At 42.1% G+C, this 13913-nt stretch carries 12 protein-coding genes; 8 read left to right on the forward strand and 4 right to left on the reverse strand.

What is annotated here, in order from left to right:
- Positions 1–47: 47 nt before the first annotated feature.
- From megL to MTF68_RS13345, 3 genes are all read left to right on the forward strand, one after another.
- Positions 48–1229, forward strand: coding sequence for a methionine gamma-lyase (gene megL / locus MTF68_RS13335; protein ID WP_248462756.1), 1182 nt, complete (start codon positions 48–50; stop codon positions 1227–1229).
- 236 nt (positions 1230–1465) lie between these two features.
- A complete protein-coding gene (phhA, locus tag MTF68_RS13340) occupies positions 1466–2263 on the forward strand; it encodes a phenylalanine 4-monooxygenase (protein WP_029774298.1) in 798 nt (265 codons plus the stop codon).
- Positions 2264–2301: 38 nt separating this feature from the next.
- The gene (locus tag MTF68_RS13345; RefSeq protein ID WP_004586913.1) at positions 2302–2646 is read left to right on the forward strand and encodes a 4a-hydroxytetrahydrobiopterin dehydratase; all 345 of its coding nucleotides are present in this window, start codon (positions 2302–2304) and stop codon (positions 2644–2646) included.
- Between the two features lie 87 nt (positions 2647–2733).
- Here MTF68_RS13345 and MTF68_RS13350 read toward each other — a convergent pair whose 3' ends face one another.
- The 4 genes from MTF68_RS13350 to map form a co-directional block, all read right to left on the reverse strand.
- The gene (locus MTF68_RS13350) at positions 2734–4764 is read right to left on the reverse strand and encodes a BCCT family transporter (RefSeq protein WP_248462758.1); all 2031 of its coding nucleotides are present in this window, start codon (positions 4762–4764) and stop codon (positions 2734–2736) included.
- A gap of 329 nt (positions 4765–5093) precedes the next feature.
- On the reverse strand, positions 5094–5921 hold the full coding sequence (gene dapD, locus MTF68_RS13355; protein ID WP_024033809.1) for a 2,3,4,5-tetrahydropyridine-2,6-dicarboxylate N-succinyltransferase: 828 nt from the start codon (positions 5919–5921) through the stop codon (positions 5094–5096).
- Between the two features lie 9 nt (positions 5922–5930).
- A complete protein-coding gene (gene glnD / locus MTF68_RS13360; RefSeq protein ID WP_024033810.1) occupies positions 5931–8549 on the reverse strand; it encodes a [protein-PII] uridylyltransferase in 2619 nt (872 codons plus the stop codon).
- Positions 8550–8816: 267 nt separating this feature from the next.
- The gene (gene map, locus MTF68_RS13365) at positions 8817–9635 is read right to left on the reverse strand and encodes a type I methionyl aminopeptidase (protein WP_223230592.1); all 819 of its coding nucleotides are present in this window, start codon (positions 9633–9635) and stop codon (positions 8817–8819) included.
- Positions 9636–9873: 238 nt separating this feature from the next.
- Here map and rpsB point away from each other — a divergent pair, with 238 nt between their 5' ends.
- The 5 genes from rpsB (at position 9874) to MTF68_RS13390 (ending at position 13900) form a co-directional block, all read left to right on the forward strand.
- Positions 9874–10602, forward strand: a complete 729-nt coding sequence (gene rpsB / locus MTF68_RS13370) for a 30S ribosomal protein S2 (protein ID WP_004586918.1) — start codon at positions 9874–9876, stop codon at positions 10600–10602.
- Positions 10603–10707: 105 nt separating this feature from the next.
- The gene (tsf, locus tag MTF68_RS13375) at positions 10708–11559 is read left to right on the forward strand and encodes a translation elongation factor Ts (RefSeq protein WP_004586919.1); all 852 of its coding nucleotides are present in this window, start codon (positions 10708–10710) and stop codon (positions 11557–11559) included.
- 159 nt (positions 11560–11718) lie between these two features.
- The gene (gene pyrH / locus MTF68_RS13380) at positions 11719–12468 is read left to right on the forward strand and encodes a UMP kinase (protein ID WP_039972186.1); all 750 of its coding nucleotides are present in this window, start codon (positions 11719–11721) and stop codon (positions 12466–12468) included.
- A gap of 13 nt (positions 12469–12481) precedes the next feature.
- Positions 12482–13039 (forward strand): ribosome recycling factor, encoded by a 558-nt coding sequence (gene frr / locus MTF68_RS13385; RefSeq protein WP_004586921.1) that lies wholly within the window; start codon positions 12482–12484, stop codon positions 13037–13039.
- An 81-nt stretch (positions 13040–13120) separates the two neighbouring features.
- Positions 13121–13900, forward strand: coding sequence for an isoprenyl transferase (locus MTF68_RS13390; RefSeq protein WP_096041411.1), 780 nt, complete (start codon positions 13121–13123; stop codon positions 13898–13900).
- The last annotated feature ends 13 nt before the right edge of the window (positions 13901–13913 follow it).

Consider the following 13913-nt stretch of genomic DNA (forward strand, 5'->3'; position numbering starts at 1 on the left):
GTTTTATTTATGTAATTGACACACATAATAAAAAACGAGAGCACACAATGAGCAAGCAGCATATTAATACCCAATGTATTCATGGCCCGCAAAAAGCAAACGATCCGCATGGCGCACTCACGTCGCCTTTGTATCAAACCTCTACCTTTCATTTTGAAAATGCAGCACAAGGTGCCGCGCGTTTTGCAGGCGATGAGCCCGGTTATATTTACACCCGCCTAGGTAACCCAACCACCACCGAACTTGAGCAAAAAGTAGCACAGTTAGAGGGCTGCGAAGCTGCTGCTGCTACCGCCACAGGTATGGGCGCTGTATCGGCGTCGGTATTAAGCTTTTTATCGCAGGGCGATCATTTAATTGCATCAAGTGCATTGTATGGATGTACTTTTGCGTTTTTTGCTCACATGTTACCGCGCTGGGGAATAGAAGTTACTTTTGTTGATATGACCAACGAGGGCGAGCTTCGCGCTGCTATAAAACCTAATTCAAAAATGATATTTGTAGAAACGCCAATCAACCCCACAATGGCAGTCATTGATTTAGCCTTAATTGGCGCGCTCGCTAAGCAACATAATTTAATTAGTGTGGTCGACAACACCTTTTTAACGCCACTGCTGCAATCACCTAAGCAGTACGGCATAGATATTATTGTGCACAGTGCCACTAAGTACTTAAACGGCCATGGCGATGTAGTAGCTGGGCTTGTGTGTGGAACGCATGAGCACATTACCTTAATAAAAATGACGGTACTTAAAGATATTGGTGCCACCATAAGCCCGCACGATGCATGGCTTATTAATCGCGGAATAAAAACTTTAGCCATACGCATGGAGCGCCATTGCCAAAGCGCGCAAACGGTTGCCGAATATTTAGAGGCGCACCCACAGGTTAATATTGTTTATTACCCTGGGCTTAAATCGCACCCTGGCAACAAATATATAGGCAAGCAAATGAAAGCCGCAGGCGGCGTTATTGCATTTGAAATTAAAGGCAGCCTTGCTCAAGGAGCGCAGTTTATAGATAGCATGAAGCTTTGCACACTTGCTGTAAGTTTAGGTGATGCCGAAACGCTTATTCAGCACCCCGCATCAATGACGCATTCCCCTTACACACCCGAGGAGCGAGCAGCCGCAGGCATAAGTGATGGCTTAATAAGACTCTCTGTAGGGCTTGAAGATGTTAACGATATTATTGACGACTTAAACCAAGCTTTTACATTAATTTGTTAGATGTATTTATTTGTGTACAGTTTAATTTGCTCTTAACGCCTTTAATTTAGTGGTTGTATAATATTAATGCCGGTGGTGTAATTTTAACTATACATTTTAGGGGATCGTGCTAAATGTAGATATCCGTCTAACTATTAAACTTTTCTTCACTTTTGCATAGTATGGCTGCATTAGATATTCACTAATCTTGAGTATCACACTGACACACATTTGGGCTCAACCCCAAGAAGGTTATTATGGCTAAAGCAAGTAAATACACCTCTAAAACACCTGATGAAAACGGTGTTATTCATTGGAGCGAAGAAGAAAACAAAATTTGGTCTGAGCTTGTTACGCGCCAACTTGCGTGCATAGAAGGCAAAGCTTGTGATGAGTACATGGATGGGCTTAAAAAAATAAACCTACCACACGATCGTATCCCGCAATTAAGCGAGCTTAACGAAGTGCTTCTTGCCACCACCGGTTGGCAAGTAGCGCCTGTACCTGCGCTTATCGATTTTGATGAATTTTTTAGGTTATTGGCAAACAAACAATTTCCGGTAGCGACGTTTATTCGTAGCCGAGAAGAGTTTGACTACCTGCAAGAGCCTGACATTTTCCATGAAATATTTGGCCACTGCGCTATGCTAACAAACCCTGACTTTGCCGAATTCACACACAAATACGGCCAATTAGGGTATGCAGCGCAGAAAAAAGATCGTGTATACCTTGCACGTATGTATTGGTTTACGGTTGAGTTTGGTTTAATGCAAACCGAAAACGGCCTGCGTATATACGGCGGTGGTATATTATCAAGCCCAGGTGAAACCCAGTACGTGTATTCAGATACACCAGAGATAACGCCTATGAGCGTAATTGATGTGCTGCGTACGCCGTACCGCATTGATATTATGCAACCACAGTACTACACCATAAATTCGATTCATGATCTGTTTGATATATCACAAATGGATATTATGACTTTGGTTGAGCAAGCTAAAGCACTTGGTTTGCACGACCCAAAATTTCCACCTAAAGAAAAATTAGCCGGTTAACTTTAATTTAAAAAGAAACGCTAAAGTAAGGATTTAAAATGTCTTCATTAAGTGAACAAAAATGCGAAGCCTGTCACGTAGATGCGCCAAAAGTATCTGAGGAAGAGCTTGCCCAACTTATTACAAAAATTCCAGACTGGGTACCAGAGGTACGCGACGGCATTATGCAACTTGAGCGTGTTTATAAGTTTAAAAACTTTAAGCAAGCTATGGCGTTTACCAATAAAGTAGGTGATATGGCAGAAGATGAAGGCCATCACCCAGGTTTATTAACCGAATGGGGCAAAGTAACCGTAACGTGGTGGAGCCATTCAATTAAAGGCCTGCACAAAAACGATTTTATTTGCGCAGCTAAAACAGACGACGTATTTAACGCGCTGTAATTAAAAAATTAATTGAGCAGATTAAAAAGGCACTTTTAAGTGCCTTTTTTATTGCATCAAAATTGCGCTGTTAATTAAAACCCTTATTTAAGGTTTGTCGCTATTTAACATGTCATCGTGTTCGGCCATATCCCACGGAAGTTCCCCTGGGCTGTTACCTAAAAAGTGCAAGTAATTCTCAAATTGGTCAAGAATGTCCTTCACAATATCATCTTCACTGTAGCCATACACATCGTAAGATAGCCCACCTCGGCGTAAGAAAACATCTGCCTTGTAATACATCTCGGAGTTATCAACATCCGGTTTTAGCTCTGTATAGGCAAAGCTTGGCATTGGGTGCTCAGTAAGACGAATGTCATACACAAAATCAACATGTTCATGGCGTAGTACGGTTAAATGGGCGCGGCCTAAGTCAGTATCAAAATCTACCTCGGCATGCCACTGGCGCGCTTTTAATTCTGCTTGAACAGCTTGCATTGCTTTTACCACCACACTACTGATGAAGGTATGCACTTTTTCCTTATTCGGATAATTAACCATAGCGGCTAACCGGCGCTTCCAATGAGATAGGTTAACATTACGGCTATTGAGCGCATGTGCTTGTAAGCTCGTATCGCGATGGCCTTCAATGGTAAGTGCGCGCCAAAGCCCCGCGGTTGCAATAAGCATAATAACAGCAAAGGGTAGGGCACTGGCTATTGTCATAGTTTGTAGTGCACTTAGCCCACCTGCTACTAATAAAACAGCAGCCACAGCGCCCTCAAGCACAGCCCAAAACACCCGTTGCCATGCAGGCGTATCAATACTCCCGCCAGAGGCGAGGGAGTCAATAACTAACGAGCCCGAGTCAGATGAGGTTACAAAAAAGGTAATAATTAAGATAACCGTTAGTAGCGAAATAATAAACGATAACGGTAGCACTTCAAATAATTGAAATAGCGCAACGGCATGGTTTGCTTGAACATCGGTTATCAAAGTATTAAACCCTTCATTCATTATTAAATTTAGCGCGGTATCGCCAAATACAGAAAACCATAAAAAGGTAAAAATAGTCGGAACTAGCATCACGCCCACAACAAATTGCCTAATGGTTCTGCCGCGGCTAATTTTAGCGATAAACATACCAACAAAGGGTGCCCACGCTATAGTCCAGCCAAATATAAATAGGGTCCAGTTACCAATCCAATCACTACGGCTATAGGCTTGTAAATTAAAAGTACGCTCAACAATACCACTGAGGTAGCTGCCGGTATTTTGTAAAAACGATTCAAGAATATGAATAGTCGGGCCAATAAAAAACACAAAGGCCATTAATGATACGGCGAGTGTCATGTTTATTATAGATAAACGCTTCACGCCTTTATCCATACCTGCCACCACAGAAAGCGTTGCCGCTGCGGTAATAATAACAATAGCGGTAATTTGTACCGTGGTATTAATAGGGATGCTTGGCCATAAGTAGTGCAACCCGGCATTAATTTGAGTAACCGAAAGCCCTAACGTTGTGGCAATACCAAATAGCGTGCCTAATATGGCAAACACATCAACAGTGTGCCCAATAGGGCCATATATTTTATCACCAATAAGTGGATACAAGGCTGAGCGAATAGACAGCGGAAGACCGTGGCGAAATGCAAAGTAAGCAAGTACTAAACCAACAATCCCATAAATTGCCCATATATGAAAACCCCAATGAAAAAATGCAATTTGCATAGCCTGCTTAGCGGCATTAACGGTTTCTGCGGCGCCTGCCGGCGGAGATGCATAATGGAGCACGGGTTCTGCTACACTAAAATAAAGTAATGCGACTCCGTAACCGGCCGAAAATAGCATGGCAAACCATTCACCAAAGCTGTATTGGGGTTGCGCATGATCAGGACCCAGCTTGATATTTCCCCAGCTGGAGGCGGCAACACAAACGATGAAAACTAAGAAGATGGCAACTGATAACATATAAAACCAGCCAAAGGTTTCTGTTATCCACTTGAGGGCGACACTGAATGCTTGCCCTGCCAGTTCAGGGTTGCTACTTGTACCAATGACCAAAAGCAGAATAATAAATACCGCGGGCAAAAATACCGGTAGCAAAATAGTTGAGCGTAAAGCAGTTTTTGTCATATTAATCCTTAATATTAATTGCTAACTTTCAAGTATGCTTTACTACCTTATTATATCTTGGGTGTGTTGGCTAATTCAGTCGTTTGTTTTGTATACGTATATTGCTTTGAATTAAGGTTGAGTTGAGCACAGAGAAAGCCAACGGTTTAGCTATTTAAGAGATAAACTCTAATCTAAACAAAAAAGCTCTAAACCCAAAGGGCTTAGAGCTTTCTAAATTTTGCTAAAACACTAAGCTTTAATGTGTCGTTGGGTTTCGTTTCACTCAATCCAACCTACGTTTAACACCAATCAGCTTAGGGCTTACAGCTAAAAGCTTATCGCTTCTTTTAATCATCAATTGAGCGTAGTAGGGCGTTGATACCTACCTTTTCACGTGTTTGTTGATCTACCTTTTTTACTATGATTGCAGCGTATAGGCTGTGAGTGCCATCTTTTGATGGTAATGCACCTGGCACAACTACAGCGCCTGCTGGTACGCGGCCGTAGTGAATTTCGCCGGTTTCACGGTCGTAAATACGGGTGCTTTGGCTAATGTAAACGCCCATTGAAATAACAGCGCCTTCCTCTACTACTACACCTTCAACAATTTCAGAGCGTGCGCCAATAAAGCAGTTGTCTTCAATGATGGTAGGGTTAGCTTGTAGTGGCTCTAAAACGCCGCCTATGCCCACGCCGCCAGATAAGTGTACGTTCTTACCAATTTGTGCACACGAGCCAACAGTTGCCCATGTATCAACCATGGTGCCTTCATCAACGTAGGCGCCAATGTTCACATACGATGGCATAAGTACGACGTTTTTACCTACAAAGCTGCCTTTACGTGCTACAGCATTTGGTACTACGCGCATGCCACCTTGCTGAAATTGCTCCGGTGTGTAGTCGCTAAATTTAAGCGGTACTTTATCGTAAAACTGGTTTACGCCGTCGTTCATTGGTTGGTTATCGCGAATACGGAACGATAATAAAACGGCTTTTTTAAGCCATTGGTGTACGACCCATTCGCCTGATATTTTTTCAGCAACACGGGCTGCACCGCTATCAAGAAGCTCTAGTGCGTCAATAATCGCTTGTTTTACATCGCTAGATACACTGCTTGGGCTAATGCTATCGCGGTTATCCCAGGCGTTTTCTATCATGGTTTTTAAATCTGACATGGTGTGTCCTTATTCTGTTTCGGCGTTGAATTTTTTACGTAATGCCTGATGAATTTTGGCTTGCTCTTCATCAGTCAGCGCTTGGTATTCGTTATTTGATACGACAAAGAAATCCTCTGCACGTTCACCTACCGTTGTAATACGGGCTGCGTGAATGTGTAATAAATGCGCTTGGAAAACTTCGGCAATTTTAGTAAGTAAACCAGGTATATCAACAGCTTGAATTTCTATTAGGCTGCGATCTTTACGGGCATGAGGGCGCAGCACTATTTTAGGTTTAATATTAAAGTCTTTAAATCGTTGCGAGCGATTCTTTTTAAAGCGTATTTTTTTACGTGGTTCGCTAAGTGCTTGCTCAAGTCCACGTTTAATTGACTGAGCACGGCTACTTGCAATAGGGTCGCCGCTCACTTCAAGTATTACAAAGTTAAATAGGGCGTAGCCATCTTTGGTAGTAAGCACTTGAGCGTGTTGTATTTGCGCCTTTTTAGAACCAATTACGCTAACTAAACGAGCGAATAACGGCCCAGAATATGGGCTATAAGCAAACACTTGCGTGCCACCATGCATTGCTTTATCAGAAACAATGACACTGGGTAGGCTTAAGTCTGCGCATTTTAATAGGTGCTCGGTTTGCCATGATATTTGCTGCTCGCTAAAGGCAGTAAAGTAATTGGCTTTAAAGCGGCTCCAAATTAAATCAATTTGGTTTTCTAGGTAGCCCAAATTAAGTAAGCGCTGTTTAGCTTGGTGTTTTTTATCGCGTATTTGGTCGCGTTGATCCATTGGGTTTTCAAGCCCTAGGCGTAATGCACGCTGAGTATGCAAGTATAACTCGCGTAGTAGGGTGTTTTTCCAATCATTCCATAAGTTGTCGTTGGTTGCGCGTATATCGGCAACGGTTAAACAATAGAGGTAATCGAGTTGGCGCTCTGTTTTTACACGTGAGGCAAAGTCTTTAATAACACCTGGGTCATTTATGTCTTTACGCTGCGCAGTGACCGACATAAGTAAATGGTTACCAACTAGCCACGATATAAGCTTGCCATCAGATGATGGGAAGCCATGTAATTTAGAAAAAGCAATGGCATCCACTGAGCCTAGCTCTGAGTGATCGCCGCCACGCCCTTTAGCAATATCATGAAAAATACCCGCTAAATAAAGCAGCTCTGGCTTATCCATACGGGTTACTATTTCGCTACAAATAGGAAACTCGCTCACTTTAGATTTATCAAAATATTGGTAAATATTATTGATTAATTTATGGGTGTGCTCATCTACTGTGTAGGCATGAAATAAGTCAAATTGCATTTGCCCAAATATATTACGCCACTGCGGTAAATACGCGGCCAACATGCCGTGTTTGTGCATGAGCGTGAATGCGCGGCCCATGCCGTTAGGGTGTTTTACAATACGCATAAATGCCTCGCGACACGCTGCGTAATCTTGTAAGTCACCTAATAGGCGCCTGCGTACTTGCCTAATGGTACGAATAGTACTTGGGTAAATATGGGTAATTTCGGGGTTGTCGGCAATATGCTCAAACAAAACAAAAAGTTGATCGCGTCTAAAAAATACCGATGGGTTTTTTACCCTAATTTGGTGCCCAACGCGTTCAAAGTCTTTGTCTAACTCAATCACTGGCGCTTCGCTGCTCTCTGGCATAATACTTTCTTCAAAGTACGATAGCAGCATTTGATTAAGCTCGCGTACGCGGCTCATTATTCTAAATAAGCGTTTCATCATACGCTCAACCGAAGCTTTACCATCGCTACCAAAGCCAAGTATTTCAGCTGTGTGTGGTTGATGGTCAAACAACAAACGGTTTTCTGAGCGCCCAGCGGCTAAATGCAGTGCAAAGCGAATATTCCAAAGGTTTTCTAGGCACTCCGAAAGCTCCTGAAACTCTTCATGCGTTAAGTAGCCGTGGCTAATTAGCTCTTGTAGGGTTTCGGCTCTAAAGTGCTTTTTAGCAACCCAAATAATGGTTTGTAAATCGCGAAGACCACCGGGGTTTTCTTTTATGTTTGGCTCTAGGTTGTAAGCAGTACCGTGGCACTTTTTATGGCGTAGGTTTTGCTCTTGCACTTTGGCTACAAAAAACTCGCCTGAGCGCCAAACAGGGGTTTCTATAATATGCGTTTTGAGTTTTTCAAACTCAATGTGATTACCAAAAATGAGCCTACTTTCGAGCAAGCTGGTGGCAAAGGTAACGTCTTCACGTTTTTGCTCTATGGCTTGTTCAATGGTACGCACACTGTGGCCTATCTCTAAATTGAGATCCCATAGCATGGTAACAAACTGGCCTATTTTTTCGCATATTTGCTCGCTAGGCGGCTGCGTAACAAGCAATAAAAAGTCAATGTCGGAGTAGGGGTGTAGCTCGCCACGGCCGTACCCGCCCACGGCAATAAGGGCAAGATCAGGCTCGTGAGCTAAATCGTAAACATGAAACAGTTTAATTAGCAGGCGGTCTATAAACTCAGCCCGGGCATTAATTAAATTACCAACTGGTTGCTTAGAAAATTCGTTATGTAACCACTTATAAAAATAGCTAGAACAATCGCGATAATCGCTCAGTTGCTCAGCATCGCTAAGCAACTTTTTTACTTTGTTGGGTAATGCCACGTGGGCTGGCTCCTTATTGAACCGTTAGCATTGATAAATAACCTGAATGTGAAGTAATAAGTCTATCCCCAGCGGCTATTTTCAGTGTTAACAGTGTTGAATCCACTTGCAAATAGGCTCGCTATTTGGCGCGTCAATTCGATTTGTTTTCACTGAAAATCTCCAACTTGGGAAAAATAAATTAAATATTACATATAATTCAGTATGTTATTAAATATATTAACCCGATTAGAGGTTAAATACTTTTATCAAGCGGCTCGGTTTTTATTAGTGTTCGATAATCCTGTCGATAGTATCATCTGATCGCAGCGTTAAAATTTCAACACCATTTTCAGTCACTAATAGGGTGTGTTCCCACTGTGCAGACAAACTGCGGTCGCGTGTAACTACAGTCCACTCATCTTTTAAAAGTTTACACTGGCGCTTACCTGCGTTAACCATTGGCTCTATTGTTAAACACATACCAGCTTTAAGTGTTTCGCCAGTACCTGCTTTACCGTAGTGCATTACTTGAGGCTCTTCATGAAATTCGCTACCAATACCGTGGCCGCAGTATTCACGTACAATTGAGTAGTTAAAGCTCTCTGCGTATTTTTGAATTGCTTCACCAATATCGCCTAAACGCACACCTGGTTTTACCATTTTAATGGCAAGGTATAAGCTTTCTTGCGTTACTTGTGCAAGGCGTTTACCTTGAATGTTAGGCGTACCTACATGAAACATCTTTGAGGTGTCGCCGTGGTAACCGTCTTTAATTACGGTTACATCAATGTTGACGCTATCGCCATCTTTTAGCGGTTTGTCATTTGGAATACCGTGGCAAATTACATGATTTACAGAGGTACATACCGACTTAGGAAAACCGTGGTAATTTAGTGGCGCAGGGATAGCATCTTGCACATTTACAATATAATCATGACAAATTGTATTTAGCTCATCAGTAGTCACACCTGGCACTACATGTGGTTCAATCATTTCAAGTACGTCTGCCGCTAAACGCCCGGCTACACGCATTTTTTCAATTTCTTCAGGGGTCTTGATCACAGCGCTCATTGAGGCTCCAAAGTTGCGTTTTTTAACATTTATCGTCGCACAAATTTTGCACGCGACGTTGAGTATTTAATTTTAATATGGTATAAAGCGCGCCGTCTTTTTACAAATAAATTCTTAAATGATTTTTTGTATTTAAGGCAAACACAATTTTATTTTAACACACACACGTATCGTCACATACACTTGGGTGCATTTGAAGTTTAAATACTTCGGTGTTGGTGCTATGGGATATGTGGAGGCCTAACCCTAAACTACATAGAGGAATTACAAAATGGCAAACGTTTCAATGCGCGATATGCTTCAAGCTGGTGTTCACTTTGGTCACCAAGCACGTTACTGGAACCCTAAGATGAAGCCTTTCATCTTCGGCGCACGTAACCGTGTACATATCATCAACCTTGAGCAAACAGTACCAATGTTCAACGACGCACTTAAGTTTTTATCAAGTGCTGCTGCAAACAAAGGTAAAGTTCTTTTCGTTGGTACTAAGCGCGCAGCAAGCGAAGCAGTTAAAGAAGCTGCTTTACAAAGCGACCAGTTCTTCGTTAACCACCGCTGGTTAGGTGGTATGTTAACTAACTGGAAAACAGTTCGTCAGTCAATCAAGCGTCTTAAAGACCTTGAAGCTCAAAGCCAAGACGGTACTTTCGAGAAGTTAACTAAGAAAGAAGCGTTAATGCTTACTCGCGAAATGGAAAAGCTTGAAAAGAGCCTTGGCGGTATCAAAAACATGGGTGGCCTTCCAGACGCTATCTTCGTTATCGATGCTGATCACGAGCACATTGCTATCCGTGAAGCAAACAACCTAGGTATTCCAGTTGTTGCAATCGTTGATACTAACTCTAACCCAGACGGTGTTGATTACATCGTACCTGGTAACGATGATGCTATCCGTGCAATCAACCTTTACACTAGCTCTGTTGCAGCTGCTATCACTGAAGGTCGTGAGAACAACATCGTTGCTCAAGCTGAGAAAGACGACTTTGTAGAAGCTGAGTAATTAGCTGTCATCAAGTCTTCATCTTTTTAAGGTGAAGACTTGCTATTCTTGTAGAGCGGTTTACCCGCTTATCTAATACCTGATTTCAGATTTGAGGATTTACTAATGGCTGTAACTACTGCCCTAGTTAAAGAATTACGCGAGCGTACTGGCGCTGGCATGATGGATTGTAAAAAAGCGTTAACTGAAACTGATGGCGACATCGAGTTAGCGATTGAAAACATGCGTAAGAGCGGTGCTGCAAAGGCTGCTAAGAAAGCAGGTAACATTGCTGCTGAAGGTACTATCATCATCAAGCAAAACGATGGTGTTGCAGTACTAGTAGAAGTTAACTGTCAAACTGACTTCGTAGCAAAAGACGAAAGCTTCTTAGCGTTTGCTAACAAAGTTGCTGACGCTGCTATCGCTGAAACAATCACTATCGAAGACTTACAAGCTAAGTTTGAAGAAGACCGTGTTGAACTAGTAACTAAAATTGGTGAAAACATTAACGTACGTCGTCTTCAGTACATCACTGGTGAAACACTTGTTGAATACCGTCACGGTGAGCGTATTGGTGTTGTTGTTGCAGGTGTTGCTGATGAAGAAACACTTAAGCACATTGCAATGCACGTTGCTGCTTCAAACCCAGAGTACTTAACGCCTGAAGATGTACCTGCTGACGTTGTAGAAAAAGAAAAGCAAGTTCAAATCGACATCGCGATGAACGAAGGCAAGCCTGCTGAAATCGCTGAAAAAATGGTTGTTGGCCGCATGAAGAAATTTACTGGTGAGGTTTCTCTTACTGGTCAAGCTTTCATCATGGAGCCTAAAAAATCTGTTGGCGAAATTCTTAAAGAGAAAAACGCAACAGTTACTAGCTTCGCACGTGTAGAAGTTGGTGAAGGTATCGAGAAGAAAGAAGAAGATTTTGCTGCTGAAGTTGCTGCTCAAATTGCAGCTGCAAAAGGCGAGTAAGATTAACTATTTGTGATGCATAAGGAAATTAGATGCCATTAAAGTACTATTTGCTTTTGCGTCACGCTTAGAAATTCTTTAAAATAACCGCGCTTTTATGTTTATCATAAGCGCGGTTATTTTTTACCCATAATTTAATAAAAAGTTGGCCCCAATACTATGACTATCAATCGTAAACCTATTTTTAGACGTGTTCTTCTCAAATTAAGTGGTGAAGCTTTAATGGGAGACGAAGGCTTCGGCATCGACCCAAAAGTGCTAGATCGTATGGCCCAAGAAATTAAAGAGCTGGTAGAACTCGACGTAGAAGTGGGTTTGGTTATCGGTGGTGGTAACTTTTTACGTGGCGGTTCACTAGCAGAAGCTGGCATGAACCGCGTAGTTGGTGACCACATGGGTATGCTTGCAACCGTAATGAACGGCCTTGCAATGCGTGATGCACTACACCGTGCATTTGTTAATTGTCGTTTAATGTCGGCAATCCCTCTAAACGGTGTATGTGATGCATACAACTGGGCTGAGGCAATTAGCTTATTAAAATCTGGCCGCGTTGTTATTTTTGCAGCAGGTACGGGTAACCCGTTCTTCACTACCGATTCTGCTGCGTGTTTACGCGGTATTGAAATTGAAGCCGACACTGTAATTAAAGCGACTAAAGTTGATGGCGTATTTAGTGATGATCCGGTTAAAAACCCAGAAGCCACGCTTTACCGTCACTTAAGCTACAATGAAATTATTGATAAAGAACTAAAAGTAATGGATTTAGCGGCGTTTACACTCGCTCGCGATCATAATATGCCATTGAGCGTATTTAACATGAATAAATCAGGCGCCTTAAAACGCGTAATTATGGGTGAAGAAGAAGGCACACTTATCTCTTCACAAGCCTCAGATGAAGTAATCAAATAATTAGGATTAAACCGTGATTAACGATATTCAAAAAGATGCGCAAGAGCGCATGCAAAAAAGTGTAGCAGCACTAGGTAGTCAACTATCAAAAATTCGTACAGGTCGTGCTCACCCAGCAATTTTAGACGGCATTATGGTATCGTACTACGGTGCTGATACACCGCTTAACCAAGTGGCTAATGTAACGATTGAAGACTCTCGTACGCTGGCTATTGGCGTATTCGACAAGTCTTTAGCGCAAGCTGTAGAAAAAGCAATTATGGCGTCTGACTTAGGTTTAAACCCTATGTCTGCTGGTACAGTAATTCGCGTACCACTTCCTCCGCTTACAGAAGAGCGTCGTAAAGATTTAATTAAAATTGTACGTGGCGAAGTAGAAAGCGGCCGTGTTGCTGTGCGTAACATTCGTCGTGACGCTAATGGCGATGTAAAATCTTTATTAAAAGATAAAGAAATTTCTGAAGATGAAGCGCGTCAAGCAGAAGATACAATTCAAAAGCTTACAGATAAATTTATCAAAGAAATGGATGCACAATTAACAGCGAAAGAAGCTGAGTTGATGGAAATCTAAACAGCTAAATGACCTCAATGCAGGTTATGAAATATATTAGTTTTGAAACGCCGTCTAGGGTATACTAGGCGGCGTTTTTTTATGGAATACTCAATATTTATGGTTCTAGACGCTGATACAATTTCACAGCAATGTTTACCTAAACATGTTGCCATCATCATGGATGGTAACGGGCGTTGGGCGCAAGCTAGAAATAGACCTCGTGTGTTCGGGCATAAAAAAGGCGTGGACGCAGTTCGTCAATCTGTTCAGTTTTGTACTAAATTAGGGATACAATCGTTAACCTTATTTGCTTTTAGTAGTGAAAACTGGCGCCGCCCCGAGGACGAAGTAAATACGTTAATGGAGCTTTTTTTGTTTGTTTTAACAAAGGAAGTTAAAAAGCTTCATAAAAATAATGTAAAACTGACCATTATTGGAGATTTATCACGATTCTCTGAAAGTTTACGTAGCAAAGTATATGCTGCGCATGAGCTAACAGCAGATAACACTGGCTTGCATTTAAACGTGGCCGCTAATTATGGCGGTAGATGGGATATGGCAAATGCCGCTAAGCAACTTGCACTACAAGTTGCTAGCGGACGACTCAAGGCAGAGGATGTTACAGAAGAGCGCTTAGCACAGCATATGAGCATGGCAGACCAAGCGGAGCCGGATTTACTAATTCGCACGGGTGGTGATGTTCGTATTAGTAATTTTTTACTATGGCAAGCTGCTTATGCGGAACTTTACTTTACCGAAACTCTTTGGCCTGATTTTAACGAAGCAGCATTTGCTGAGGCCATTGCGTGTTACGTTGCCAGAGAGCGACGTTTTGGTTGTACGGGTGAACAAATAAAACAATTACTCGCGCATACCTAAAATAGAATAAGGG

Origin of the sequence: Pseudoalteromonas sp. 2CM37A (genome assembly GCF_023161885.1) — a bacterium.
GTDB lineage: Bacteria > Pseudomonadota > Gammaproteobacteria > Enterobacterales > Alteromonadaceae > Pseudoalteromonas > Pseudoalteromonas atlantica.